Annotated in this window: 25 protein-coding genes; 8 read left to right on the top strand and 17 right to left on the bottom strand. The window is 62.6% G+C overall.

Going from position 1 to position 25,145, the window contains the following annotated elements; translation table 11 throughout:
- Positions 1-49 precede the first annotated feature (49 nt).
- Positions 50-613 (top strand): nucleotidyltransferase family protein, encoded by a 564-nt coding sequence (locus HBO24_RS26050; RefSeq protein ID WP_115128065.1) that lies wholly within the window; start codon positions 50-52, stop codon positions 611-613.
- Between the two features lie 191 nt (positions 614-804).
- Entirely contained in the window at positions 805-1,932 is a 1,128-nt protein-coding gene (locus HBO24_RS26045; RefSeq protein WP_115128066.1) for a GGDEF domain-containing protein, read from the top strand.
- A gap of 3 nt (positions 1,933-1,935) precedes the next feature.
- Here HBO24_RS26045 and HBO24_RS26040 read toward each other — a convergent pair whose 3' ends face one another.
- The 6 genes from HBO24_RS26040 to HBO24_RS26015 form a co-directional block, all read right to left on the bottom strand.
- Positions 1,936-4,122, bottom strand: coding sequence for a response regulator (locus HBO24_RS26040; protein ID WP_170060608.1), 2,187 nt, complete (start codon positions 4,120-4,122; stop codon positions 1,936-1,938).
- Positions 4,123-4,149: 27 nt separating this feature from the next.
- A complete protein-coding gene (locus HBO24_RS26035) occupies positions 4,150-5,001 on the bottom strand; it encodes a CAP domain-containing protein (protein WP_120732807.1) in 852 nt (283 codons plus the stop codon).
- 80 nt (positions 5,002-5,081) lie between these two features.
- Complete coding sequence (locus HBO24_RS26030) at positions 5,082-6,410, bottom strand: MFS transporter (RefSeq protein WP_170060607.1); 1,329 nt, start codon at positions 6,408-6,410, stop codon at positions 5,082-5,084.
- Positions 6,411-6,582: 172 nt separating this feature from the next.
- Positions 6,583-7,776 carry an L-2-hydroxyglutarate oxidase gene (gene lhgO / locus HBO24_RS26025; protein WP_170060606.1) on the bottom strand — a complete coding sequence of 398 codons (1,194 nt, stop codon included), beginning with the start codon at positions 7,774-7,776 and terminating at the stop codon, positions 6,583-6,585.
- Positions 7,777-7,885: 109 nt separating this feature from the next.
- Positions 7,886-8,596 (bottom strand): FadR/GntR family transcriptional regulator, encoded by a 711-nt coding sequence (locus HBO24_RS26020; protein ID WP_057959528.1) that lies wholly within the window; start codon positions 8,594-8,596, stop codon positions 7,886-7,888.
- A 54-nt stretch (positions 8,597-8,650) separates the two neighbouring features.
- On the bottom strand, positions 8,651-9,871 hold the full coding sequence (locus HBO24_RS26015) for an MFS transporter (RefSeq protein ID WP_170060605.1): 1,221 nt from the start codon (positions 9,869-9,871) through the stop codon (positions 8,651-8,653).
- A gap of 119 nt (positions 9,872-9,990) precedes the next feature.
- On the opposite strand from HBO24_RS26015, the gene HBO24_RS26010 reads away from it, so the two are divergent.
- A complete protein-coding gene (locus tag HBO24_RS26010; protein ID WP_170060604.1) occupies positions 9,991-10,896 on the top strand; it encodes a LysR family transcriptional regulator in 906 nt (301 codons plus the stop codon).
- A gap of 27 nt (positions 10,897-10,923) precedes the next feature.
- Positions 10,924-11,604, top strand: coding sequence for a GNAT family N-acetyltransferase (locus HBO24_RS26005; RefSeq protein ID WP_057441879.1), 681 nt, complete (start codon positions 10,924-10,926; stop codon positions 11,602-11,604).
- Positions 11,605-11,645: 41 nt separating this feature from the next.
- Here HBO24_RS26005 and HBO24_RS26000 read toward each other — a convergent pair whose 3' ends face one another.
- The 6 genes from HBO24_RS26000 to HBO24_RS25975 all read right to left on the bottom strand — a co-directional run bounded on the left by HBO24_RS26000 (position 11,646) and on the right by HBO24_RS25975 (position 15,922).
- Complete coding sequence (locus tag HBO24_RS26000; protein WP_057959531.1) at positions 11,646-12,047, bottom strand: hypothetical protein; 402 nt, start codon at positions 12,045-12,047, stop codon at positions 11,646-11,648.
- Between the two features lie 32 nt (positions 12,048-12,079).
- Entirely contained in the window at positions 12,080-13,336 is a 1,257-nt protein-coding gene (gene aroA / locus HBO24_RS25995) for a 3-phosphoshikimate 1-carboxyvinyltransferase (RefSeq protein WP_057441883.1), read from the bottom strand.
- Positions 13,337-13,438: 102 nt separating this feature from the next.
- Positions 13,439-13,996 (bottom strand): UPF0149 family protein, encoded by a 558-nt coding sequence (locus tag HBO24_RS25990; RefSeq protein ID WP_115128073.1) that lies wholly within the window; start codon positions 13,994-13,996, stop codon positions 13,439-13,441.
- 84 nt (positions 13,997-14,080) lie between these two features.
- Positions 14,081-14,773, bottom strand: a complete 693-nt coding sequence (locus tag HBO24_RS25985) for an anti-sigma factor (RefSeq protein ID WP_170060603.1) — start codon at positions 14,771-14,773, stop codon at positions 14,081-14,083.
- Positions 14,770-15,309, bottom strand: coding sequence for a sigma-70 family RNA polymerase sigma factor (locus HBO24_RS25980; protein ID WP_120732819.1), 540 nt, complete (start codon positions 15,307-15,309; stop codon positions 14,770-14,772). The genes HBO24_RS25985 and HBO24_RS25980 overlap by 4 nt, the downstream gene beginning before the upstream one ends.
- A gap of 91 nt (positions 15,310-15,400) precedes the next feature.
- Positions 15,401-15,922, bottom strand: a complete 522-nt coding sequence (locus tag HBO24_RS25975; protein ID WP_057959536.1) for a DUF3455 domain-containing protein — start codon at positions 15,920-15,922, stop codon at positions 15,401-15,403.
- 203 nt (positions 15,923-16,125) lie between these two features.
- Here HBO24_RS25975 and HBO24_RS25970 point away from each other — a divergent pair, with 203 nt between their 5' ends.
- Complete coding sequence (locus HBO24_RS25970) at positions 16,126-16,911, top strand: sulfite exporter TauE/SafE family protein (protein ID WP_057441891.1); 786 nt, start codon at positions 16,126-16,128, stop codon at positions 16,909-16,911.
- Between the two features lie 58 nt (positions 16,912-16,969).
- Here HBO24_RS25970 and pcsA read toward each other — a convergent pair whose 3' ends face one another.
- The gene (gene pcsA / locus HBO24_RS25965) at positions 16,970-17,692 is read right to left on the bottom strand and encodes a phosphatidylcholine synthase (RefSeq protein WP_057441892.1); all 723 of its coding nucleotides are present in this window, start codon (positions 17,690-17,692) and stop codon (positions 16,970-16,972) included.
- Positions 17,693-17,842: 150 nt separating this feature from the next.
- On the bottom strand, positions 17,843-18,781 hold the full coding sequence (locus tag HBO24_RS25960) for a class I SAM-dependent methyltransferase (protein ID WP_170060602.1): 939 nt from the start codon (positions 18,779-18,781) through the stop codon (positions 17,843-17,845).
- A 192-nt stretch (positions 18,782-18,973) separates the two neighbouring features.
- Here HBO24_RS25960 and mdeB point away from each other — a divergent pair, with 192 nt between their 5' ends.
- On the top strand, positions 18,974-21,652 hold the full coding sequence (gene mdeB, locus HBO24_RS25955) for an alpha-ketoglutarate dehydrogenase (protein WP_120732825.1): 2,679 nt from the start codon (positions 18,974-18,976) through the stop codon (positions 21,650-21,652).
- 148 nt (positions 21,653-21,800) lie between these two features.
- Here the strand turns inward: mdeB and HBO24_RS25950 are convergent, their stop codons facing one another.
- Positions 21,801-22,289 (bottom strand): DUF1289 domain-containing protein, encoded by a 489-nt coding sequence (locus HBO24_RS25950; RefSeq protein WP_057441896.1) that lies wholly within the window; start codon positions 22,287-22,289, stop codon positions 21,801-21,803.
- A 36-nt stretch (positions 22,290-22,325) separates the two neighbouring features.
- A complete protein-coding gene (locus tag HBO24_RS25945; RefSeq protein WP_057441899.1) occupies positions 22,326-23,216 on the bottom strand; it encodes a LysR substrate-binding domain-containing protein in 891 nt (296 codons plus the stop codon).
- A gap of 112 nt (positions 23,217-23,328) precedes the next feature.
- On the opposite strand from HBO24_RS25945, the gene HBO24_RS25940 reads away from it, so the two are divergent.
- Together HBO24_RS25940 and HBO24_RS25935 are read left to right on the top strand one after the other, a co-directional pair.
- Positions 23,329-24,339 (top strand): zinc-binding alcohol dehydrogenase family protein, encoded by a 1,011-nt coding sequence (locus HBO24_RS25940; protein WP_057441901.1) that lies wholly within the window; start codon positions 23,329-23,331, stop codon positions 24,337-24,339.
- Positions 24,340-24,422: 83 nt separating this feature from the next.
- Positions 24,423-24,722 (top strand): putative quinol monooxygenase, encoded by a 300-nt coding sequence (locus HBO24_RS25935; RefSeq protein WP_057441906.1) that lies wholly within the window; start codon positions 24,423-24,425, stop codon positions 24,720-24,722.
- A gap of 52 nt (positions 24,723-24,774) precedes the next feature.
- On the opposite strand, the gene HBO24_RS25930 is transcribed toward HBO24_RS25935, so the two are convergent.
- Positions 24,775-25,145, bottom strand: a 371-nt coding sequence (locus HBO24_RS25930) for a ribonucleotide-diphosphate reductase subunit beta (protein WP_170060601.1), incomplete at its 5' end; no start/stop codon positions are given.

Below are 25,145 nucleotides of genomic sequence, written 5' to 3'. Positions count from 1 at the left end.
CCCTGGTATAACCTTTGCCCTCAACACGAGCAATGGCAACGGACTGCACATGAGACTGACGACCCAGAGGCTGGTTGAGTTGGCGATGACCAACCCCATCAATGCTGAAATGACCGCGCGCCTGCCAGCCCTTGGCCTGGATCAATGCCTGCTGACGGCCGGTTGCCTGTTCCAGGCGGTGTGGAATCATCAGGCCGGTTTGAGCGCCGATTGGGGCGTGAAGGATTACGACGTGTTCTACTTCGATCCCGATCTGTCCTGGGAAGCCGAGAATGCGGTGATTGAGCGCGCCGCCGAACTTTTCCGCGACCTGCATGCGAACATTGAAGTGAAGAACCAGGCGCGTGTGCATCTCTGGTACCCGCAGCGGTTCGGCATGCCTTATCCCCAGTTGCACTCGGCCATGGATGGGGTGGATCGCTATTTGGTGGCGGGCACCTGCATCGCCTTGGCCGTAGACACGGGCGAAATTTATGCACCTTTCGGTTTGGCCGACATCGAACAGGGAATACTCCGGCTCAACCCCATCACCCCGCAGCCGGATCTGTTTCAGCAGAAGGCCAGAAGCTATCAGGCCCGCTGGCCGTGGCTCAGGATTGAAAACCCGCAGTAGCTGTGGACGCCGGGCGACGTGGCGTTGCAGCTCACAGTCATATCGCCATTGCCAGCAAGCTGGCTCCTACAGAGGCGCGATGGCTTTAACATGGGCGTTTACGCGGTATCTACAGCGGATTTCGCTGTTCTGGATACTGGCAGGGTGCCACAATGCCATTTTGTCGCGGCACTACTGATCAGGCGAATCAAATGAATGGCCTTGGGCGTGAGCAGGACCAGGATTTTTTCATCGAAGCGCAGGTGCGGACTGATTGCCTGCATCAGTTGTTTCGCCAATCCTTTTCTGCGGTTTTCGGCAGCTATCTGGCCGCCGGCATGTTGTGCTGGTTGTGTTGGGACCGCCTTGATCGCGACCTGATGATCGGCTGGCTGATCTTGCTGTCCGGCTCGTCGCTCCTGCGCTTGTTGATGTTCTTCCAGTATTTTCGCAGCCCCAGAAGTGAGCGCACGCCGCGCCGCTGGGAGCTCCATTATTGGCTTACGCTGGTGCTTTCTGCGGGGATCTGGGGCGCCGGCGCCCTTGCCATAATGCCAACCGATGACCGCTTGACCCAGGCGCTGGTCATCCTCTTTACCGTGGGGATGTCCGTCAGCGCGGTGTCGTGTTACTCGGCCTACCGCTACATGACCATGGTGTCCATGGCCCTGGTGCTGTTGCCGTGCACCCTGTGGTTGCTGTTTCAACCTTCCAAGATGCAAATGGGCATGGCTATCGCAGTGCTGGTGTTCTCATCCTTTGTCGTAGGCGCCTCGCGGAAATTGTCCGAGGCCCTGGAGAAGGCCTTTCGCCTGACCCGCGAAATAGAGCGGGCCCACAGTATTTCCACGCGCGCTGCCGAGACCGACGAACTCACCGGGCTGATGAACCGCCGGGCGTTTTTCGAAAAGGCCCAGGTGCTGTATGACCAATGCAAACGCACTCGCCAGCCCCTGTGTGCGCTGATGCTGGACATGGATCACTTCAAGGCCATCAACGACACCTACGGCCACCAGACGGGTGACCGGGTGTTGCAGCAGATTGGCCAGGTGATCAGCGCCTCCTTTCGCCAGACGGATATCTACGGCCGCCTGGGGGGCGAGGAGTTTGCGGTGTTGTTGCCCGACACCACGCTTGAGGTAGCACGGGACATCGGCGAACAACTGATCCGCGCCATTGCCGATTTGACCATTGACCCGGTGCAGGTGTTGAGTGCGAGCCTGGGGGTGGCCTCGACGCTTGCCGTGGGCGACGACTTGCAGCACTTGATGAACACGGCCGACAAAGCCCTGTACCGCGCCAAGGCCTTGGGGCGCAACCAGGTGGTGGTCGCGTCCTAGGCTTCAGTCCTTGCCCATAGCCTTGGCCAGCACCCGTGAGACCTGGTCGGCGGAGTAGGGTTTGGCGAGAAATTCAAAGCCGTCATAACCGGACTTGGCCAGTTCCTCGCTGTAGCCGGAGGTGAGGATCACCGGCAGATCGGGCCGGCGCCGGCGCAACTCCCGGGCCAGCGCCACACCGCCGATGCCGGGCATCACCACGTCGGAGAACACCCCATCGAATGCCCGGGCATCCGGGCCGATCATTTCCAGGGCTTCTTCGGCATGGGTGGCCCACACTGTCTGGTAGCCCAGGTCCTGCAGAATCTGGTTGGCGAAGCGGCCCACTTCGAGGTTGTCCTCCACGATCAAGATGCGCCGTCGCCCGGCGTCCGGGGCCAGTTCAAGCGGCGTCTCGACCACGTTGTCGAGGATCGTCTCCGGCTCCACCTGCGGCAGGTACAGGGTAAACACGGTGCCCTGGCCGAGCACACTGGCGACATCGACATTGCCTCCCGACTGCTTGGCGAACCCGAATACCTGCGACAGCCCAAGCCCGGTGCCTTTGCCGACTTCCTTGGTGGTGAAGAACGGTTCGAAGATGCGTTCAAAGGTACTCGAGGCAATCCCGCTGCCGGTGTCCGCCAGGGAGATCGCGACGAAGGGTTTGCCGGAGCCGCCATGCCCGCGAATGCATGGCAACGGCTGGTCCCGGTCCAGGCGTAACACCAGCGTACCCTGGCCATTCATCGCATCCCGCGCATTGAGGGCGATGTTGATCAGCGCGGTTTCAAACTGGCTGGAATCCGCGCAGATGTAACACGCCTGTTCAGGCAATTGGACGCGGACGTGGATCCGCGCACCGGTGAGCGTCTCCAGCATGTCGCCGATGTTTTGCACGCGCTGGCCCACATTGAACACTTGTGGGTTCAGCGGCTGGCGCCGGGCGAAGGCGAGCAACTGACTGGTCAGCTTGCTGGCGCGTTCTACGGTATCGGTCACCGCACTCATGTATCGCTCGCGGCGCTCTTCGGGCAGGTTGGGCATGCGCAGGAAGTCCACCGACGAGCGGATGATTGTCAGCAGGTTGTTGAAGTCGTGGGCAACGCCGCCGGTCAACTGGCCAATGGCTTCGAGCTTCTGCGACTGGCGCAACGCCGCTTCAGTCTGGTTGAGCAGGGTGGTGCGCTCCATGACCCGTTGCTCCAGGGTCGCATTCAAATCGGCCAGCGCCGACAGGCCCTCACGCACAATGGCATCGGCCCGCACCCGTTCGATATGGGCCCAGGAGCGCTCCGTGACCTCACCCAGCAGCGCCAGGTCGTAGGAAGACCAGCGCCGCGGGACGCGGTCGTGAATGGCCATCAGCGCGGTCAGGCGCCCGGACTTGATCAGCGGCATGCAAATCGTTGCCGTCACGCCAATGGCCTGGAAGGTCGCGGCCTCCTCGGGCGTCAGTTCCGTCAGGTTGTCATTGATGATCAATGGCTCGCCGGCCTGCAGGCGCTCGACCGCCAATTGGCCGAAGTCTGTCAGGCGATAATGCCCGACGATGCTGGGCGAGCCTTCTGCGGCCCAGTTGCCGCGGATGGTAAAACCGTCTTCGTCGGCCTCCATGTCGGCATAGGCGCAGTTGGACAGGTTCAGGTGGGTCGCCAGCACCCGCGTGGTGGCCGCCATGATCGCCGCCGGATCGGTGGCGTTGGCCACACCGAGGCTGATGGCATCCAGCACGGCCAGGCGGCGCGTCATAAACACCGTATTGGTGGTCTCGGTCACGGTGTCGAGCATCCCCACCACCTTGCCTGTGGAGTCGCGGATCGGGCTATAGCAGAACGTGAAATAAGCCTGTTCCGGCGCCGCGCCACGCTCGACGATCAGTGGGAAGTCTTCGATAAACGTTGCCTGGCCGTCGAATGCAGCATCGGCGATCGGGCGGATCTGGCTCCAGGCTTCCTGCCAGATCGTGCTGAAGGGTTGACCCAGGGCCTCTGGTTTGTTGCCCAGCACCGGAATGAACGCGTCGTTATACAGCGTGATCAATTCGGGCCCCCACACCACCGCCTGGGGGAAACGGGAAGCAAGGCTCAGGGACACCGTGGTTTTGAGCACGTCCGGCCATTGCTCCATTGGCCCCAGGGGCGAGTTGGCCCAGTCATGGCGGCGAACCCGTTCGGCCATCTCACCGCCGCCTTGCAGCCAGTCTGTCATCGACTCAATACCTTGTTCGTTTCGACGCTATTGCGTGCCCAACAATGCCGTCCAGTAAATCCCCGCATCGCTTTTCGGATCCAGCCCATAGGCGGCGCCCAATTCGCGAAATTGTGGGTTCATCAGGTTGGCGCAATGCCCGGGGCTGGCGAGCCAGCCGTCAACCACCTTGCGCGGCGTGTCCAGGCCGGCCGCGATGTTCTCGCCGACCTGTTGCGCCACATAACCGGCCAGTTCCGCGCGGTCGCCCGGGGTCCGACCGTCGCGGTCCAGGTGGTCGAAGAAGTTGTGGTTGGCCATATTGCGTGCATGACTGTCGGCGGCGCTCGCCAACTGGGCGTTCCAGACCAGTGGCGTGGTGGCCGCGAAGGCCTGCTCGCCACACTGGCGCGGTTGTTTGCGGGCGGCGTTGACCATCTCCAGCAACTGCGGGCCGGCGTCCTGGGAGCTGGCCAAGCCACGGCTCAACAGTGGGCGGGCGAGGACAATGCGCCAGTCCTGGCCATTGTTGCTGACGCCGATATCGACGAATTGCGGGTCGAGCACCACCCGGCAGAAGCTCTCGCGTACCGCTTTCATCGCCGATTGCGAGTCGCGAGGCCCGGACAGGCTGATCGCCTGCACGTTGACCATCGGGTAGGCCACCTGGGCCAGGGCCTGCTGCAAATCGCCGACATTATTGACCGGCAACACCAGGCGTGGGTCGACCGCCAGCGGCGGCAACTCCTGGGAGCCCTGGTCGCCACAGCGCTGCACCTGGCTGCGGTACTGGTTGATCGAGTCGATCAATTGACTCTCTTCGCTCGCCGACGCGGTGGCGCAAAACACCAGACTGGCGGCCAGCGTGGTAACACCCATCATCAATGACAGAACGCGCATGGACGTTTCCCTTGAGCATGAAAGTGCCCATGATGCGCGATCAAGGGGCGCAGATGCACCCCTTGGGCAATATTTTGCCCTTAGTTCTTGAATGCCGAGTGCTTGCGACCCTGGTCACACAGGGCAAACACCACCACCAGCACTGACGCGATGGCCAGAATGATCACCACGCCGTCTGTCGAGTGAGTGGCCGAGGCAGCCACCATCGACAAGGCCCCCAAAGGCGCCAGGCCACCGGCGATAGCCGTGCCGATTTCACGGCCGGTACCGAAACCCGAAGAACGGGTCTGGGTCGGGAACTGACGGCTGAGGAACGAGCCCTGTGGCGCGAACATCATCGGCGCGAGGATCCCGGTGCCGATCCCGATGGCCAGGTAGATCATCAGGCTTTCGCCGGTGTTCAACAGCGCCAGGAACGGGTAGGCGAACAGCAGCGACAGCACGCCGCCCAGCACCAGCACCGACTTGCTGCTCCACTTGTCACACAGCCAACCGAAGCATGGCACGGCGACAATCGCCACCAGGCTGGCGATGGTCACCGACAGCGAAGTGACGTGCACATCAACGCCCTTGAACTGCGTCAGATAGGCCAGGGAGAAGGTCTTGAAGATGTAGCTCAGGGCGTTGTAGCCAATGGCCACGAAGAACACCACCGCCAGGCCCTTGAGATCATTCTTGAACAGGGCCTTGAGCGGCGAGACCTTGGCCTTGGCCGGCTCCTGGCTCAGTTCTTTGAACTCCGGGGTTTCCGGGATGCTGTTACGCACCCACAGGCCCACACCCACCAGGGCGATACTGCAGATAAACGGGATGCGCCAGCCGCCGGCCAACAGGAACTCATTGCCATTGATGGTCAGCAGGTACACGGTCAGCGACGACAGCAGCAGGCCCAGGTTCAAGCCCAGCGCCGGCCAGGCCCCCTGGCTGCCGCGCTTGCCTTCTGAAGCATGCTCGTAGGAAGTGACCGCCGCGCCCGACAGCTCGGCACCGGCACCCAGGCCCTGGATGATGCGGATAAACACCAGAATGATCGGCGCCCAGATGCCAATCGAGGCGTAGCTGGGGATCAGGCCGATCAGGGTGGTGCACACGCCCATCATGCAGAAGGTCAACACCAGCACATGTTTGCGGCCGAACTTGTCGCCCAGGTAGCCGAACAGGATGCCGCCGAAGGGGCGGGCGATAAAGCCGATGGCAAAGGTGGAGAACGCCATCAGGGTCGCGGTTTTCGGGTCGCTGTTATCAAAGAAGATCTTCGAAAAGACAATCGCCGCCATGGTTGCGTAGAGGTAGAAGTCATACCACTCCAGCATCGAACCGAAGATGGTGGCAGCAGCCACCTTGCGCAGGCGCTTCTTGGTTTGTGCCGGGGTTTCCACCGTGGCCGGGTTGTGGGCTTTTGCCGTCATGCTGTACTTCCTTCTCAGTCATTATATTTATTAGGGTGTTGCGAACGCGATCAAATGTGGGAGCTGTCGAGCCTTGGCGAGGCTGCGATAGCGCTGGGGCAGGCGATACATTGGTTGCCTGCGCCGCCGTCATCGCAGCCTCGCGGGGCGAGACAGCTCCTAGAGGGGGTGTTTAGTTGGGGGTGAACATGCGGTCGGCGATCATTTCGCCAATCGGAATCGCCGAGGTGGCCGCCGGTGACGGCGCATTGCACACGTGCAACATGCGCGGCGTCTGGGCGAACAGGAAATCGTGCACCAGGCTGCCGTCGCGCATCACCGCCTGGGCGCGGATCCCGGCTTCGTAGGGCAGCAGGTCGTCGAGTTCCAGGGATGGGCAGTACTTGCGGCATTGCTCCAGGTAGCCGGACTTGAACAACGAATTCTTCATTTCCACGCTGCCGGAGCCGAGGTTCTGCCAGATGGTTTTCCAGAAGCCGGGGAAGCGCGCGTACTCGGCCACATCCTTCCAGTTGACGGAAAACTTCTTGTAGTTCTCCCGGCCCAGGCCCAGCACCGCATTGGGGCCGACGGTGACGCTGCCATCAATCATGCGGGTCAGGTGCACCCCCAGAAACGGCAGTTCCGGATCCGGGATCGGGTAGATCAAGTGGTTGACGATGTTGTTCTTCGACGCCGGCAAGCGGAAATACTCGCCACGGAAGGGGATGATCTGGTGGTCGATATCAATCCCGGCCAGGGTCGCCAGGCGGTCCGATTGCAGGCCCGCGCACACCACCAGGTGCCGCGCTTGCCAAGCGCCGTCGTGGGTGCTGACGGTGACTTTGTCGGTGTCTTCGGCAATCGCCGTGACGGTTTTTTCCAGGCAGATCTCACCCCCATTGCGGCGAATCACTGCAGCCATGGTTTCGCAGACCTGGCGGTAGTCGACTATCCCGGTGGCATCGAGGAACAACCCGCCCAGACCGACGATGTTCGGCTCGCGGGCCCGCAGTTGCTCGGCGTCCAGGCGCTCGACCTTCATCCCGTTGAGCTGCGAGCGCGCATACAGCGCTTCCATGCGCTGCACTTCCAGGGCCGTTGAGGCCACCAGCAATTTGCCGCACACCTCGAACTTGATCCCATGCTCGCTGCAGAACTGTTTGGTGGCCTCGGCGCCACGCTTGCACAGGTCGGCCTTGAGGCTGCCGGGTGCGTAGTAGATGCCGGCATGGATCACGCCGCTGTTATGGCCGGTCTGGTGCTTGGCCAGCACTGGTTCCTTTTCCAGGATCACCAGGGACGCGTTGGGCTCGCGCTTGAGCAACTCCATCGCGGTGGCCAGGCCGACAATGCCGCCACCGATGATGCAAAAGTCATAAATCATGTGGGCTACCTAAATCAGTACATTTCAGTCTGCTTATCAGGTTGTCAGACTAATGTTTTTGTTAAAAAAACAGCGTGCCCGCGGGCACGCTTTATAGGTGTTCGATGGATCAATGGGTGGCCGGCAGCTCCAGTTGCAAGCGTTTGGCGGCGGCACGCAAATGCGCCTCGGCGGCGGCGGCAGCGCCCTGGGGATCGGCGTCGACGATGGCCTGGTACAACGCCTGGTGTTCCTGGGTGGCATCCGCCGAGCCGCTGGCAAAGCGCGACGCCGAGTTTTCCCAGGCGGTCTTGCGTGCGCTGGCCAACTGGCTGCGCAGAAAGTCGTGGAAGGCGACGAAATACTCGTTTTTGCTGGCGTCGGCGATAGCCCGGTGAAACTCCACGTCGGCCAGTGCAGCGGCCTCAAAGTCGGCGCGCTTGTCGTGCATTTCCTGCAGGGCACGTTTCATGCGTTGCAGGTCGTCGGCGTCCCGGCGTTGGGCGGCAATGGAGGCCGCCTGGGTTTCGATCCACAGGCGCACTTCGAACATTTGCGCGAGGTCAGGGCGTCGGCCATTCTTTTCCGGAAAGCGGAACACCGTACCGGCCGGGGTCTGCGAAATAAACGAGCCCAGGCCACGGCGGGCGGTCAGCACACCATCGGCCTTGAGCTGGGCAATCGCCTCGCGCACCACCGAACGGCTGACATTCAACTGTTCCGCCAATTGCTGCTCGGTGGGCAGGCGCGACTCGGGCGCCAGTTGTCCGGAGTCAATCTCGGCCCGTATGGCGCTGACAACACGCACAACGAGGGAATCTGGACGCTGAAGCTCAAGCATGGCAAAACCTAGGTGATCAGGTTGTCAGACAATAGCTGTTACGATTTTCCCTTGTCAAGGCGCCGCTGTGGCTTGCAGCGTTTTTACCTGGCGCCCCAAGGCCAGCAGCAGCGCCAGCACAACCAGCCCTGCGGCCACCGCAAAGGTCACGCGCAAGCCTTGGCCGACTGCTGCGGGGAGGGCTGACTGGAGATCGCCAGTGCCCCAGGCAAACACCGCGCCCAGGGCCCAGGCGCCGATAATCAGGCCCAGATTGCGCGACAGGTTCAGCCAGCCCGCGATCACGCCGCGTCGGTCCGCCGACAGATTGCTCATTACCGCTGTGTTGTTGGCCGCCTGAAAGTGCGCGTAGCCCAGGGTGAGGATCACCAGCGCGCCGATATAACCTGCAGCGCCCAAGGGCAGCAACACCAACATCAAGCAGCCGGCGAGCATGCACAACAGGCCGCCAAGCGTCGTGGCATAGCTGCCCCAGCGGTCGGTCAGGCGCCCGGCCGGTATGCCCGCGAGCGCCGCGACGCACGGGCCGACAGCCATGGCCAGGCCCATTGGCGTGGGATGCAGCCCTAGGCCATGGCTCAGGTAAAACGGCCCGGCGACCAGGGTGGTCATCATCACGGCCGCCACCAGCGTACTCATGCCAAGCCCGGCGCCCAGGGCTCGGTCATGGAGTGCCGAGAAGACACTGACGCGGCCGCCAGCGGGTGGTGGCGGATCTCTGTCGGCCTGTGTGCGCTGCACCAGCACGAACGCCAGGGCGGCCAACGGCAGCATCACCAGGAACAGCGCGCGCCAGCCCGACGCCGCAATCAGTGCGCCACCAATGGCCGGCCCCAAGCCGGTACCCACCGCCGACATCGTTCCCAGCAAACCCATGATGCGCCCGGTCTGCTCCTTGGGCACGGTGGCGGTGACCAGCGCCATGGTCATTGCCATCATGGTCGCTGCGCCGAGCCCTTGCAGCGCCCGCGCCGCGACCAACGCACCGAGGGAGGGCGCGGCGCTGCACAGGGCGCATGCCACGGCGAAGACCGCCACACCCGCCAGCAGCAGGCGTCGATGGCCGAACCGATCCCCCAGGCGGCCCACACCAACCAGCACGGCCGTGATCGCCAGCAGATAACTCAGCACCACCCATTGCACCGCTGCAAAGGCTGCCGTAAAGCCCTCGGCCATCTGCGGCAGGCCGACATTGGCAATGCTGGTGCCCAGTGCAGCCAGGAGCATGCACAACGATAAACCGGCGAGCGCGCCGCGTGGGGTAGGGGACGTCATGGGATTTTCCTTGTGCTGCACCTAGTCGTTGCCCGCACTCTATGGTCTCGCCTAGCATGGCGGAAGACGCAGCAGTTGCACTCTATACCTGCGTAAAACGCCTGATGAGGATTGCCGCCGTGTCGCTTCCCGATTTCAACCTGTTGGTCACCCTGGACGTGCTGCTCGCAGAAGGCAGCGTCGCCCGTGCCGCCCAGCGCCTGGGCCTGAGCCCCTCGGCCATGAGCCGGGCGTTGGCGCGGCTGCGTGAAACCACCGGTGACCCGTTGCTGGTGCGCGCCGGCCGAGGCCTGGTGCCGACGCCACGCGCCCTGGAACTGCGCGAACGGGTCAGCCAACTGGTACAGGATGCCGAAGCGCTGCTGCGTCCGCTGCAGGTCCTGGACCTCAAGGGCCTGCAGCGGACCTTTGTGCTGCGCACCAGCGAAGGGTTTGTCGAGAGTTTTGGCCCGGCGCTGCTGGCCCATATCGCCGCGCAGGCGCCCGGCGTACGCCTGCACTTTGTGCATAAGCCCGGCACACCGCTGCGCGACAGCGGCGTGGACCTGGAAACCGGCGTGGTCGATAGCACGGCCAACCCCGAAGTGCTGACCCAGTTACTGTTTCGCGACCGCTTTATCGGCGTGGTCCGCGCCGGCCATCCACTGAGCCAGGGGCCCATCACCCCTGCACGCTACGCCGCCGGCCGGCATATCTACGTGTCCCGGCGCGGGCGCGAGCGCGGGCAGATCGACGATGCCCTTGAGGCCTTGCACCTCACGCGTGACGTGGCGACCATCGTCACCGGGTTCTCCACCGCCGTGGCACTGGCGCAAAGGACCGACCTGATCGCCAGCGTCCCTGAGCGTTATACCCATGGCCTGCGCGATGGCCTGTTCAGCTTTGCCCTGCCGGTCGACGTCCCGGAGTTCAGCGTGGCGATGCTCTGGCATCCACGCCTGGATGCCGACCTCGCGCATCGCTGGTTGCGTGGCTGTTTGCGCGAGGTGTGTGGCGCAGAACGGGTACAATCCCGCCAGCCTTGATGCGAAATACCAGGAAACAGGAATTCGATGTTCACCCTTACCCACTACGCAAGCCCATGCCCCGAGCCGGTCAACAGCCAGATTCTGCAGATGGTGGTCGACTACCTGACCGATATCAGCATGGTCGCCATCCCGCCGAGCAACCTGCTGTACAACATCTACCAATATGCAATCGGCTACGAAGTGCACCTGTACCTGGAAGCGTTGGGCGGGGGCAAGGGCATTGCGGTTGAGCTGATTGTCGCGATGGATGAGCAGGATCCGGCCAAGGTCATTGGCTTCCTGCTGTACCTGCCGGTCAAGGACGATCCTGAGGCTTGCGGCGTGACCTATATGGCCGTGCATGCCAGCCACCGCCGCCAGGGCGTGGCGCGGGCGATGATGGACGACATGCTCGGCCGTTACCCCCATGGCGAACTGACCTGCGCGGTGGAAAAAGTCCCGGCGTTCGAAGCCATGGGCTTTCAGGTGCGCGGCGTGCGAGGCACTCAGGTATTGATGAATACCCGTGACTACAGCACCGATGGCCTGATGGGCGTGTTGGATGTGGCGTCGATCTACAGCTCCCTGGAAGTGCGGCAGATTCATACCTATTTGCTAAACAAACACGGCAAGCGCGCGATGATCGACGCCGAGAAACAGCGAGACCGGCATTTCGATCAGATGGCGCGCAAGGCCCAGGTGTTTGTGCAAAACCGCTTGGCCTGATCGGCGGCTGTTGTGGCAACGGGTCTGATCAAGCCCGTTGCTCACAACAACGGCGGGCTGTCGCGAAACAGGTCATGGGCATCCAGCAACCGATAAGCAATCTCCGGCCGTTTCTCCATCCCTTTGCGAATGGCTGCCGGAATCGACTGCCGCGTCTTGCGACACAGCCCCGGCAGGTCGTCGATGACGATCTGGATCCCGCGCATGCTTTTGACTTCGGTATGCCCCGGGGCGATATGCACGCGGATGCCCAGTTGCTGGTGCATCAGGTGTTGCATGCGTTCCAGGTCGGCCAGGCTTTGCAGGTTTTCCAGGCGTTCGAGCAGCTTTTTTTCTTCCTGGCGGGTCAGTTGCAGGATGCGCTGGTCGGCACCGGGGGCCTCGAGCAGTTGCTCGCGCTCGCAGTCACACACAGCCGGTGGGCAGGGTTGGCGAATTGTCATGATCACTCCCTCCCCACGCTGGTGCTGACGGCTTAGTAGGTCAGTTGCACGCCCAGGCTGCCCAGGGCGTTCCAGTACTCAGGATAGGTCTTGCCCACGCAGTCCGGGTCCTGAATCCTGATGCCCGAGACTTTCAGGCCTGCCAGCGCAAAGCACATGGCGATGCGGTGGTCGGCGTGGGTGTCGATCAGTGCGGTGCACGCAGTGCCCGCCAACGCCGGATCGCTGGCCACCAGCAAGTCGTCACCGATGATGGTCGCCAGCCCCGGGCGGATCTCGTTGAGGCCGTCATGCAGGGCCTGGACGCGGTCGCATTCCTTGACCCGCAGGTTGGCCAGTTCGGTGAACCGCACCGGGGTGTTGTTGAACGCCGCCAGCACTGCGAGGGTCGGGATGGCGTCCTGCATCTGCGAGCCGACCACTGTGGCCGGCATCTGCGGGAATTGCGCGATCACGGCCTGGGCCTTGGCGTCGGGCTGGGTGAAGTCCTGGGCCGCGACGCCCAGGTCGATGCTGCCGCCCGTGAGTACTTCAGCCGCCCATAGGTAGGTGGCCGCCGAAGCGTCGGGTTCGATCAGATAATCGTTGGCGGTGTAGCCGGTGGGGGCCACGCGCCAGGTGCTGTCGTTGACCACGTCCACCTGGGCGCCGAACGCGCGCATGCAATCCAGGGTCAGGTCGACATAGCCACGGGCGCCAATATCCTTGCCGGTCAGGGCCACCTCGATAGGGGCCTCGCCGCACGCCGCGAGCATCAACAGCGCCGACACGTACTGACTGGACAGGCCGCCGTCGATCTCGAAGCGCTTGGCCTGCACCTTGCCGCGCCCATGCACGGTCACGGGCGGGCAGCCGGTGGGGCTTTCAACCTGGATGCCGTTCTGGTTCAGGGTCGCCAGTAGCGGGCCGATCGGGCGCTTTTGCATGTACGCGTCGCCATCCAGTACCACGCTGCCTTCCACGGTCGCCACGGCGGCCGTAAGAAAGCGCATTGCGGTGCCGGCGTTGCCCAGGAACAGGGGTTGCGCCGGTAGTTGCAGTTTGCCGTGGCCGGTGACGACAAAGGTCACGTCATCCGGCTCATCAATGGTCACGCCCATCTGGCGCAAGGCCACGGACATATGTCGGGTGTCGTCGCTTTTCAGCGCGCCGCTCAGGCGGCTGGTGCCCTTGGCCAGGGCCGCCAGCAACAGGGCGCGGTTGGTAATGGATTTGGAGCCGGGAGGCGCTACCTTGCCGTGCAATGGAAAGTTGGGCGGTGTCACGGTCACGGTTTTCTGCGAACTCAAGGTACAAGGCTCCTGATTCAAGGCGCGGTGGCTGGGAGTGGCCGGCTGGCGGAAACGAATAATCGACCATCCGGCACGGCAGGGTCAAATCGTGGCGCAGGTTTAACCGCGCTGGCTCAGCCAATAGGCATGCAAGGCCCTGGCGGCTGGTTCGATGCGCGCCACCTGCTGCTGATGGGCGGCGACATCCAGGTCGGCCGGCAATTCGAAGTTGTCCTGCTCGGCGCACCAGGAGATGGCTTCCAACTGTGCCGCCTGTTCGCTCGGCAGGGGCGGCCATTCGCTGATCGCGGCGCCACGGATATAGCCAAAGCACCACTCCTCGGCGAGGGTCAGCGGCTGGTCCTGGTGTTCGGTTTGTTCAAAGCGTGCCTCAAAACCCTGGGCATCGCTGGCCAACTGCAGGGCAAGGCGGTTGAGATGGCGCGTGCACAGGTCGATAAACTGCCCGAGTTCTTCCTTGCTTTCCCAGGCCGGGACCTGCCCACCCCAGATGGCCGGGAACCAGATGGCAACGTCCACCGGCGCCGGGCCGGACACCAGGGCCGTGAAGTAGCCGTCGAGCTCGGCCAGGTTCAACACCGAGTTGTCGTCGCCGTATTTGAGCAGAATGTCTTCGATGAACTCGAAATCGGCAGGGGCGAGGGCGTGGTCGTGCATGAACATATCCTTTGAGCGTCAAGCGCCGCAGATAAGGCGGCGTAAAACGCGGAGGATGGCGCGAGTCGGCGTTTTAATCCAGTGCTAGATCACCTTTACCGCACGGCCAATCGCCTGGATCGGCCCGGTCGGCTTGCCGGTCGGCGAGCCATTGGGGCCTTCCAGGGTCAGCTCGAACAGTTGGTTGGGCGCCAGCGGCGGCAGTTTATCCAGGGGGATCGACAGGCTTTGCCCCGGCTTGACCAACCCAAGCGAAACCGGGCCTTGCCAGTCATCACCCTTGGTCCAGAACTCCAGCGCCTTGTCTGCCGGTATCTGCACCACGCCCAGGGGGATCAGCTGGATTTGCTGATCGTTGCTGGCCTGGATCACCCAGCCCGGCGCCTGGCTCTGTGGCGCCATCAGCACCACCACGTAGGCGGTCGGGTTGACGGCGGCGGGGCGGGTCAGCAGCAGTGTGGCCAGCACCAGACTGGCCAACAAGCCTGCACCGGCCAGGCCACGCCACAGGGCGAGCAGGTTCCACCACGGCATCGACCGCGCATCGCCCAGGGTGTGATGGCCCAGGCTGCGTTCAATGCGTCGCCACAGGTAGCGCGACGGCGCCAGCGGCTCGGCCAGTTCGGTCAGGGGCAGCAGGCGCTGTTCCCAGGCATCCACCGCCGCGCGCAAGGGCGCGTCGTGTTCCAGGCGTTGCTGCACCTGCAAACGTTGATCTGCGGCCAAGGTCCCCAGCACGTATTCGCTGGCCAGTTCGTCCAATTCGTCGGGTGTCATGCCATGCACTCACGCAAGGCCGCGAGGCTGCGTTTGATCCAGGCTTTGACAGTCCCCAGCGGGGTGTCCAGTTTCTGTGCGATTTCACTGTGGGACAGGCCATCGACATACGCATGCAACAGGCAACTGCGACGCGACGGTTCCAGATGCTCCAGGCACTGATAAACCTTGCCGCTGCGGGCGCGGTACTCGAAGTGCTCGGCCGTGGGCTCAGCCACCAGTGTGCGTTCGTGCTCATCACTGAGCGCGACCTCACGCTGACTTTTACGCATAACGTTGAGCGCCATATGCCGGGTCACGCTGTACACCCAGCCACGGGCCGAACCCCGGCGCGGGTCGAACCCGCTGGCGCCGTTCCAGATGTTGATAAATGCCTCATGCACGATGTCCTCTGCCAGGGCCGTGTCCCGTGCGATGCGCTTGGCCACGCCGAGCAGACGGGCGCAATCGTGTTCATACAACTGACGCAAGGCTTGCTGTTCGCCACGGGCGCAGGCCAACAGGCAGGCTTCATAGTCAAAGAGAAGTTCGGGCAAGGACTGGGGCCGCCATTTCAGGGTCAACCCCCGGCCCAGAGTGGCCGGGGTGCTATCGCAGCAGCTTAGACGAGTTTTCTGGCCGGGCGAGTCATTTGGCCGCCCAGAAGAGGTAGTCCGCCTGGTACTTCACCACTTGCTGCTGGCCCTTGGTGGCGGTGCTGCATTCGGCACTCGGCGCCACGCCACCCTTGAGCGCCACGCGCTGGATATAGCTGACGCCGGTCATGGCACCCTGGCCTTCAGCCGGATTGGCCTTGACCAACTGATAGGGCAGGTTGCCGGCGCTGGACGGCGCCACGGCCAGTTGGGTGCCGGTGACTTTCGAACCGTCCTTGGCCTGCCAGGTGGCAGGCGGGCCGAAGTAGGTACCCACTTGCTTACCGCTACGATCGTTGAGCACCGCCTTGGGGCCGACAAAGACCCATTCGGTCTGGCCGGCAGCGTTGGCCTTGTCGCGGCATTCGTAGGTGATTTCGCCGACACCGGTGGTTTCCAGGATCAGCTTGTGCCCGTCCGGCACCTTGATGCTGTCAGGCAGGCTGGTCTGGGCAAAGGCCGCCGGTGCGGCAATCAGCAGGCAGGTCAGGCAGAGCAGGGGTTTAGCGTTCATCGGTGTCTCTCCGTAAGGGTGAACAGCTGAGCAGCGCTGCGGCTGCTTCCTGTACTACTCACGGCGTGGCCGATTGGATGCACGGCGCGGCAAATAAATCTGCAAAACACAAAAGGAATAAAGTCAGATCGTATTGATATAAGTAGTTATAAGAAAAATCGCTATGCTGCCGCCAGAATTTTATAAGGCCGCAGGTAGCTGTAATGGATGTGGGTAATTTTGGTTTTGTGGTGGCGGGCCTGATTGTTGGTTTTATCGTCGGCATGACCGGCGTCGGTGGAGGGTCGTTGATGACCCCGATCCTGCTGTGGTTCGGCATCAACCCGGCGACCGCCGTGGGTACCGACCTGCTGTATGCCGCCATCACCAAATCCGGTGGGGTGCTGGTGCATGGCAAGAACAAGAACATCGACTGGACCATCACCGGCTGGCTGACCCTGGGCAGTGTGCCGGCGGTGTTGCTGACGCTGTGGTTCCTCAAGAGCCTGCATACCGATCCCAGCGCGATGAACGAAGTAATCAAGCAAGCCCTGGGTGTGGTGCTGTTGCTGACGGCCCTGGCGATTCTGTTCAAGAAGCGATTGTTGGCCTTTGCCCAGCGCCATGCGGGCGACAACTACCATATGAGCCCGCGCAACCTGAATGGGTTGACGGTATTCACTGGGGCGATCCTCGGCACCATGGTTGCCCTGACCTCCATCGGTGCCGGCGCCCTGGGCACCGTGGCGCTGTTTATCCTGTACCCGTTTTTGGCCACCAAGCGCCTGGTGGGCACCGAAATCGCCCACGCAGTCCCTCTGACCCTGGTCGCGGGCCTCGGGCATGCGAGCATGGGTAATATGGACTGGCATTTGCTGGGGTTCTTGCTGATGGGCTCGCTGCCGGGTATCTACTTCGGCAGCCATATGTCCGGCCGGGTGCCGGATGAGCTGCTGCGTCCGTGCCTGGCGGTGATGCTGGGGTTGATTGGTTTCAAACTGGCGTTCTGACTGCCGGTCTTGCGCTGGGGTGCTGTGGCGAGGGCGGCTCGCCACAACACTTCACGGGTTATGCCTTGCGCGATTTATCCAACCACTCCATCGCCGTACGCCAGATACAAATCCCCAGGAAATACGCCGACATCAACAACCACAAGCCCATGGTCAGCTTGTTGGTGTACGGCTGGTCGATCACCAGCAACAGGCTGCACAGCAGCCACACCGTAGTCACCGCAATATTGATCGGCATAAAGCGCTTGACCCGGAACGGGTGCAGGAACTTCATCGGCGTCACCGTCAGCAGCGCCAGGCCGATCACTGTGGCCAAGGTTATCCAGGCGTCCGGGTCGATAATGTAGACACACAGCGCCACCACATTCCAGGCTGCGGGGAAGCCCTGGAAGTAGTTGTCCTTGCTCTTCATATTGACGTTGCAGAAGCAGAACAACGACGACACCAGGATCACCGAGACGGTGAACAGGTGGGTGAAGTCCGGCAGGTCGATATAGCGGTAGATAAACAGCGCCGGGATAAACACATACGTCAGGTAGTCAATCACCAGGTCCAGTACCGAGCCATCGAAGCTTGGCAGCACGGTCTGCACATTGACCCGCCGCGCCAGCGACCCGTCCACGCCATCCACAATCAACGCCAGGCCCAGCCACAGCAGGCAGGCCTTGGGTTGGTTCTCCAGCAGCGCCAGCGTCGCAAGGAAGGCCAGCACCACGCCGGTGGCGGTAAAGCCATGGGCGCCCCAGGCTTTGAGTCTGGCTACATGCAGGGTCGATATCACAGGGGCGTTCTCCAAAAGGTGAAACGGGGCAGCCGACGGCGGTTGAGCGTCGAATCTGGCCAAGGGATGCAGGTATCGACCGGGAAGGAGGGGATAAGGTTCACCACCAAGGCCTTAGGTTGAGCGTAGCAAGCGCAGAAGGATTCGGCATCAGCCCTGACGGAACACCAGGGCCTTCAGACCACTTTGCGGATCAATGTCGGGAAATTCCGGCGGGTTTGCCAGGCGCTGCTCAAAACGCAGCCCCGGCGCTTCGCGGGTGACGCCCTCGATCAGGAAGTCTTCGCCCAGCGCCGGGTCATTCATGCAGGCCAAGACCGTGCCTTGGGGTGTCAGCAGGTCGGGCAGGCGACGCAGCACGCGCTGGTAGTCCTTGGTCAGCAGGAAGCTGCCTTTCTGAAATGACGGCGGGTCGATGATCACCAGGTCATAGGGGCCGCTGCTGGTGACTTTCGCCCAGGACTTGAACAAGTCATGCCCCAGGAAGCTCACCTTGCCCAGGTCATGGCCATTGAGCCGGTGATTGTCGCGACCCCGGCTCAGGGCGCCACGGGCCATATCCAGGTTGACCACATGCTCGGCCCCGCCCTCGATGGCGGCCACGGAAAACCCGCAGGTATAGGCAAACAGGTTCAGCACCCGCAAGCCACGGGCGTGTTCGCGCACCCAGTTGCGGCCGTAGCGCATATCCAGAAACAGCCCGCTGTTCTGCTTTTTGCCCAGGTCGATGCGATAACGCAGGCCGCCTTCGGTGATGGTCAATTCCTCGATCCTCTCGCCCCACAGCCATTCGGTGGTGCTTTGCGGCAAGTAGCGATGTTGCAGGGCCAGAGTGTGGGCGCCGGCCTGTTGCCATTCGCGGCTTTCGCAGAGCTCGCGCAGTTGGTGTTGCAAGGCTTGCAGTTGCGCGGGCTCAGGCTCCTTGAACAACGAAACCAGCACCACGCCTTGCAGCCAATCCACGGTCAACTGCTCCAGCCCCGGCCAGCAACGACCCCGGCCGTGGAACAGGCGACGGGTTTCCACCGGCACGTCACGCAGGGCGGTCAGCAAGTGAGTGTGGAGCAGGGCGAGGGCGTCTGGGGTCATCGGGCAGCGTCGATCATTAAACGGGCGGCATTTTAAACACAATTGCGTTGACTCAGGTGAAGGAAGCACAACGTGCTTTTAATCAGCCATGTTTAAGCGTTTTGTGCTGCAAATCGTCCTTTGACCTACCCAGAATAGTCAAAAAATCCTTTTGGGCAGACATAAACTGGAAAAAACAGCTCGGAGGTGCCCATGAACGGTTTCGTAAAGACAGTCAATCAAACAGCCATTGACCAGCAGGAGCTCACCGAGTGGCGCGACGCCCTGGACTCCCTGGTACGCCATGCCGGCCCGGAGCGCGCGCGGGAGATCCTCGATATGCTGGCCGATGCCGGCAATACGCCAGCCATCGGTTGGAAACCGCGCCATGGCACGCCCTACATCAACAGCATCGCCGTAGACCAGCAGCCACACTTTCCCGGCGACCTGGCCACCGAAGAGCGCCTGGCCTCGCTGGTGCGCTGGAACGCCCTGGCCATGGTGGTGCGTGCCAACCAGGCCTATGGCGAGTTGGGTGGCCATATCGCCAGCTATGCCAGCGCGGCGGACCTGTTCGAGGTGGGTTTCAACCATTTTTTCCGTGCCCGTCACGACAACGTTGGCGGCGACCTGGTGTTCTACCAGCCGCATTCCGCGCCCGGTATTTACGCGCGGGCCTTTCTTGAGGGGCGCCTGAGCGAGCAGGACCTGGCCCACTATCGCCAGGAGCTGGGCGCGGTCAAGGCCGGCGCCCGTGGCCTGTCGAGCTATCCGCACCCGTGGTTGATGCCGGACTTCTGGCAGTTCCCCACGGGCTCCATGGGCATAGGCCCGATCAGCTCGATTTTCCAGGCGCGCTTTATGCGTTACCTGCACCATCGCGGCTTGCAGGACACCACCGACCGGCACGTCTGGGGTGTGTTCGGCGATGGCGAGATGGACGAGCCGGAAAGCATGTCAGCCCTGACCCTGGCCGCCCGCGAAGGCCTGGACAACCTGACCTGGGTGGTCAACTGCAACCTGCAACGCCTCGATGGCCCGGTGCGCGGTAATGGCCGGATCATCGATGAGCTGGAGGCACTGTTTGCCGGTGCCGGTTGGAACGTGATCAAGCTGGTGTGGGGTTCGGACTGGGACGCCTTGCTGGCCAAGGATGAGGACGGCGCGTTGGTGCGCACCTTGTCCCAGACCGTGGACGGGCAGTTCCAGACCTTTGCCGCCAAGGACGGTGCCTATAACCGCGAGCACTTCTTTGGCCAAAATGAATCCCTGGCCAAGCTGGCGGCCGGCTTGAGCGATGAGCAGATCGACCGTCTCAAGCGCGGCGGCCACGACATGCTGAAAATCCATGCTGCCTATCACGCCGCGCGGCGGGTCAAGGGGCGCCCTACGGTAATCCTGGCCCAGACCAAGAAAGGCTTTGGCATGGGCGAGGCCGGGCAGGGCAAGATGACCACCCACCAGCAGAAAAAACTCGATCGCGACGCGCTGATCGGCTTTCGCAACCGCTTCCAGTTGCCCCTGAGCGACGAGCAGACCGAATCTCTGAGCTTCTACAAACCCGCCGCCGACAGCGCCGAAATGCGCTACCTGCACCAGCGCCGCGCAGCCTTGGGCGGTTATGTGCCCAGCCGCAGCCAGAGCGCTGAACCGGTGCCTGTGCCGCCAGTGAGTGGCTACGGCGGTTTTGCGACCCAGGCCGAAGGCAAGGAAATGTCCACCACCATGGCCTTTGTGCGCATGCTCAGCAACCTGCTCAAAGACAAGGCCCTGGGCCCGCGCATCGTGCCGATTGTCGCCGACGAGGCACGCACCTTCGGCATGGCCAACCTGTTCAAGCAGATCGGCATTTATTCCAGCGTCGGTCAGCGCTACGAGCCGGAAGACATCGGTTCGATCCTCAGCTATCGCGAAGCCACCGACGGGCAGATCCTTGAGGAAGGCATCAGTGAAGCCAGCGCTATCAGTTCCTGGGTCGCGGCGGCCACCAGCTACTCGGTGCATGGCTTGCGCATGCTGCCGTTCTACATCTACTACTCGATGTTCGGTTTCCAGCGCGTGGGCGACCTGATCTGGGCCGCCGCCGACCAGCGCGCCCGCGGCTTTTTGCTCGGCGCCACGGCGGGGCGCACCACCTTGGGCGGCGAGGGCCTGCAGCACCAGGACGGCAGCAGCCACCTGATGGCCGCGACCGTGCCCAACTGCCGTGCTTACGACCCGGCGTTTGCCGGCGAATTTGCGGTGATTCTCGACCACGGCATGCGCCAGATGCTTGAGCACGATGTGGACGAGTTCTACTACGTGACCCTGATGAACGAAAACTACCCGCAACCGACCCTGCCCGAAGGCGTCGAGGCGGCGATTATCAAGGGCATGTACCGCCTTGAGGGCAGTGCCGGGGCCAAGGTGCGCCTGCTCGGCTCCGGCACCCTGGTGCGCGAGGCCCAGGCCGCCGCGCAGTTACTGGCGGACGATTGGCAGATCGACAGCGAGGTATTCAGCGTGACCAGCTTCAGCGAACTGGCCCGCGATGCGCGTGAGGTGGAGCGCTGGAACCGCCTGCATCCACTGCAAAGCCCACAGTGCAGCCACCTGGCGACCTGCCTGCCCGACGGCGCGCCGGTGATTGCCGTCTCGGACTACGTGCGGGCGGTGCCGCAGATGATCGGTTCCTACCTGGGGGCCCACTACACCGTGCTCGGCACCGATGGCTTCGGGCGCAGCGACACCCGTGCGGCGTTGCGCGATTTCTTCGAGGTGGACCGCCACCACATCGTGCTCGCCGCGCTGGCCGCCCTGGTGGAACAGGGCAGCCTGGAGGCGCAGGTGTGTCAGCGGGCGATTGAGCGATACGGCCTGCACACCGAGCGTGCGGCGTCGTGGACTCACTGACACCTCAAGGTAAATGAGGACCAAATGTGGGAGCGTGCTTGCTCGCGAAGGCGTAGTGTCAGTTGGTGCATAGGTGACTGACCCACCGCCTTCGCGAGCAAGCCCGCTCCCACACAAACCCGCTCCCACAGGGGGTTTTGGGTGTGCTTTAGAGGGTAGCAATCAACGCCGGCCCAAACGCCTCGCGCAAAAAATCCGGCGCGATGTAGCGTTGGTAATGCGCCTGCGACAGCAGGAAAAACTCCCGATCAATCGCATCACGCAAATCCGCCAGGTGCCGCTCGCGAAACTCCGGCAGCAACGCCAAGCCATACGCATCCAGCCTGGAAATCACCCGCGCGCCCCGGGCAATCAGTTGATAGGCCCAGCAATAAGGCGACTGGTGCGGCATAAAACGGATCTTGCGCTCTTCCAGTTGCTGGCGCAGGCGCGCCGGGTCAAACACCTCCAGCTTGCTGGTCATGACCTGCACCAGCAACTGCTCAAGGCGCAGCCAGACCGCTTGTTTTTCCTCGGCGCTGTAGCCATTCCACTGAATGACTTCATGGTGATAGCGCTTGCAGCCACGGCACACCAGGTCGCCATACACTGTGGAACACAGGCCGACGCACGGCGTCTTGATGGTTTGATTGGGCATAAAAACCGCGTCTTTCCTAATTCACTACAAAAGGGTTCAAAGGCGCTGCAGAGCGCTGAACTGCTGGTTCAACCACTGATACAACTGGGTGACCGCCCGCGACATCTGCCCGCGATGGGGGCAGGCGAAGCTCAAGGGGTACACATCCCCGGGAATCTCCGGCAACAGCACCACCAGGCGCTGGGCCTGCACATCGGCATACACATCCAGCCAGGTCTTGTAGGCGATGCCTTCACCGGCGACGGCCCAGCGCCGCACCACATCGGCGTCGTCACTGAACAGGGGGCCGGTGACTTGCACGGTCTGTTCGCCTAGCTCCCAGCGGTCATGCAGGCGGCCGTTTTGCAGGTAGAGCAGGCACGGGTGCCGGGTCAGGTCGTCGACGGATGTCGGTGTGCCGTGGCGCGCCACGTAGTCCGGTGATGCCACCAGCACCCGGCGGTTCCAGGGTGCCAGGGGCAGGGCGATGTAATTGGCGTCCTCGTTCCAGCCATAACGCAGAGCCACGTCCACCGGGTCGCGAAACAGGTTGGTGACCTGGTCCGACACCAGAAAGCGCAAGCTCAACTCAGGGTGCTGGCGGCGAAACTCGGTGAGCATCGGCAGCAGGATATTGCGCCCCAGGTCCGACGGCGCGGCGATCTGCAAGGTGCCACGCAGTGGCGCGTCATCGCCGCGCAAGCGTTCGCGGCCCAGCTCCAATTGCTCCAGCACGCCACGGGCGGTGGGCAGGTACTGTTCGCCCTCGGCGCTCAGGCGCAGGCTGCGGGTGGTGCGGGTAAACAGGCGTACCTCCAGCTCCCGCTCCAGGCGCTTGATCGCCGCCGCGACCTGGCCCGGCAACAGGTTGGCCTCCACGGCCGCGGCGGTGAAACTGCCCAGGGCGGCGCTGCGCAGAAACAGCCCGAGATCATCGATGCGGATCATTTTCACTCCAAAAATGAAAGTGTTGCTGCATTTTGTCGATTTTTCTTCTCCCTGGGAACGGTAAAGATGCAAGCCATCGAGGGCCATCGCCCCTCATCACTCGTGAGTTCCCATGAAAGCAATTACCTTTACCGAGCATGGCCTGCCCATCGACGACCCGCGCTCGCTGATTGATGTGAATATCGAAGCCCCCCAGCCGGGCCCTCGGGACCTGCTGGTGGAAGTGCAGGCCGTGGCGGTCAACCCGGTCGATACCAAGGTGCGTTCCGGCACCTTTGCCAAGGAGCCGAAAATCCTCGGCTGGGACGCGGCGGGCATCGTGCGCCAGGTGGGCGCCGACGTGACCCTGTTCAAACCGGGCGACGCGGTGTACTACGCCGGCTCCCTGATCCGCTCCGGCAGCTACAGCGAGTTCCAGGTGGTTGATGAGCGCATCGTCGGCCATCGTCCGCGCACACTGGATGCGGCGCACGCCGCCGCCTTGCCGCTGACCTCGATCACCGCCTGGGAGCTGCTGTTCGACCGCCTGGGCGTGACCGAAGGCGGCGGCGAGGGCGATGTGCTGCTGGTGGTGGGTGCTGGCGGCGGCGTGGGTTCGATCCTGGTGCAACTGGCCCGTCAACTCACCAACATGACGGTGATCGGCACGGCTTCGCGCCCGGAAACCATTGGGTGGGTCCAGCGCATGGGGGCCCATCATGTGATCGACCATCGCCGGCCGATGCTGGCCCAGCTCCAAGCGTTGGGCATTGACGCGGTCAGCCATGTCGCCAGCCTCACGCATACCGAGGAGTACCTGCCGCAACTGGTCGAAGTGCTGCGCCCACAAGGGCGGCTGGGGTTGATCGACGATCCCGCCAGCCTGGATGTGATGCCGCTCAAGCTCAAATCCTTGTCCTTGCACTGGGAACTGATGTTCACCCGCTCGTTGTTTGAAACGGCGGATATGATCCAGCAACACCACCTGCTCAACCGGGTTGCACAACTGATCGACCAGGGCGTGTTGCACACCACCCTGGGCGCACATTTCGGTGCGATCAACGCGGCCAACATGCGCAGCGCCCATGCCCTGGTCGAAAGCGGCAAGGCGCGGGGCAAGATTGTGCTTGAGGATTTCCAATGACCACCCTGATCAAAGCCATGGGCTTATCGCTGTGTATGATGCTCGCTGCATGTGCCAGCCAACCTACCAACGGAGTCGCCAGCATGACCAAACCTTTGATATCCATCGCCGTACTCAAGGCCAAGCCAGGCCAGGAACAAGCACTCAAGGCAGGCCTGCTGGCCTTGGTCGAGCCAACCCGCACCGAGCCTGGCAACCTGGATTACGTGTTGTTCGAACTGCGTGATGAGCCGGGCACGTTCTATATGCGTGAAGCGTTCAAAAACCAGGCGGCCCTCGATGCGCATTTCGCAATGCCGTACTTCCAGCGCTTTGCCGCCACGGCGGATGACTTGCTCCAGGAACCCCTGAAACTGATCTTTCTTGAGCAAGTCTCGAACTGATGCGTGGCGCCTGATAGATCGCTATCGCCGGCAAACCGGCGATAGCATTGGATCAATCCCAGCTCAACGCCCCACCAGTCTGATACTCGATCACCCGGGTCTCAAAGAAGTTCTTCTCTTTCTTCAAGTCCATGATCTCGCTCATCCACGGGAACGGGTTAGTGGTCCCTGGGTATTCTTCTTTCAAGCCGATCTGCGACAGGCGACGGTTGGCGATGAACTTGAGGTAGTCCTCCATCATCGCCGCGTTCATGCCCAACACGCCGCGCGGCATGGTGTCGCGTGCGTATTCGATTTCCAGCTGGGTCCCTTGCAGGATCATCTGGGTCGCTTCTTCCTTCATGTCGGCATCCCACAGGTGTGGGTTTTCGATTTTGATCTGGTTGATCACGTCGATCCCGAAGTTCAGGTGCATCGACTCAT

The organism is Pseudomonas sp. WS 5410 (genome assembly GCF_012985645.1).
GTDB lineage: Bacteria > Pseudomonadota > Gammaproteobacteria > Pseudomonadales > Pseudomonadaceae > Aquipseudomonas > Aquipseudomonas shahriarae.
This window is presented reverse-complemented; position numbering and strand designations above follow the sequence as displayed.

What these genes read in the sequence shown, in the direction of transcription:
- HBO24_RS25960 (WP_170060602.1), bottom strand. Translation starts at nt 18,781, where the DNA reads ATGACCCCAGACGCCCTCGCCCTGCTCCACACTCACTTGCTGACCGCC.
- HBO24_RS25950 (WP_057441896.1), bottom strand. Translation starts at nt 22,289, where the DNA reads ATGCCCAATCAAACCATCAAGACGCCGTGCGTCGGCCTGTGTTCCACA.
- HBO24_RS25940 (WP_057441901.1), top strand. Translation starts at nt 23,329, where the DNA reads ATGAAAGCAATTACCTTTACCGAGCATGGCCTGCCCATCGACGACCCG.
- HBO24_RS25970 (WP_057441891.1), top strand. Translation starts at nt 16,126, where the DNA reads ATGGATGTGGGTAATTTTGGTTTTGTGGTGGCGGGCCTGATTGTTGGT.
- HBO24_RS26020 (WP_057959528.1), bottom strand. Translation starts at nt 8,596, where the DNA reads ATGCTTGAGCTTCAGCGTCCAGATTCCCTCGTTGTGCGTGTTGTCAGC.
- HBO24_RS26000 (WP_057959531.1), bottom strand. Translation starts at nt 12,047, where the DNA reads ATGACAATTCGCCAACCCTGCCCACCGGCTGTGTGTGACTGCGAGCGC.
- HBO24_RS25985 (WP_170060603.1), bottom strand. Translation starts at nt 14,773, where the DNA reads ATGACACCCGACGAATTGGACGAACTGGCCAGCGAATACGTGCTGGGG.
- HBO24_RS26005 (WP_057441879.1), top strand. Translation starts at nt 10,924, where the DNA reads ATGTTCACCCTTACCCACTACGCAAGCCCATGCCCCGAGCCGGTCAAC.
- HBO24_RS25990 (WP_115128073.1), bottom strand. Translation starts at nt 13,996, where the DNA reads ATGCACGACCACGCCCTCGCCCCTGCCGATTTCGAGTTCATCGAAGAC.
- HBO24_RS26015 (WP_170060605.1), bottom strand. Translation starts at nt 9,871, where the DNA reads ATGACGTCCCCTACCCCACGCGGCGCGCTCGCCGGTTTATCGTTGTGC.
- HBO24_RS26045 (WP_115128066.1), top strand. Translation starts at nt 805, where the DNA reads ATGAATGGCCTTGGGCGTGAGCAGGACCAGGATTTTTTCATCGAAGCG.
- HBO24_RS26030 (WP_170060607.1), bottom strand. Translation starts at nt 6,410, where the DNA reads ATGACGGCAAAAGCCCACAACCCGGCCACGGTGGAAACCCCGGCACAA.
- HBO24_RS26050 (WP_115128065.1), top strand. Translation starts at nt 50, where the DNA reads ATGAGACTGACGACCCAGAGGCTGGTTGAGTTGGCGATGACCAACCCC.
- HBO24_RS26035 (WP_120732807.1), bottom strand. Translation starts at nt 5,001, where the DNA reads ATGCGCGTTCTGTCATTGATGATGGGTGTTACCACGCTGGCCGCCAGT.
- mdeB (WP_120732825.1), top strand. Translation starts at nt 18,974, where the DNA reads ATGAACGGTTTCGTAAAGACAGTCAATCAAACAGCCATTGACCAGCAG.
- HBO24_RS25945 (WP_057441899.1), bottom strand. Translation starts at nt 23,216, where the DNA reads ATGATCCGCATCGATGATCTCGGGCTGTTTCTGCGCAGCGCCGCCCTG.
- HBO24_RS25935 (WP_057441906.1), top strand. Translation starts at nt 24,423, where the DNA reads ATGACCAAACCTTTGATATCCATCGCCGTACTCAAGGCCAAGCCAGGC.
- HBO24_RS26040 (WP_170060608.1), bottom strand. Translation starts at nt 4,122, where the DNA reads ATGACAGACTGGCTGCAAGGCGGCGGTGAGATGGCCGAACGGGTTCGC.
- HBO24_RS25975 (WP_057959536.1), bottom strand. Translation starts at nt 15,922, where the DNA reads ATGAACGCTAAACCCCTGCTCTGCCTGACCTGCCTGCTGATTGCCGCA.
- lhgO (WP_170060606.1), bottom strand. Translation starts at nt 7,776, where the DNA reads ATGATTTATGACTTTTGCATCATCGGTGGCGGCATTGTCGGCCTGGCC.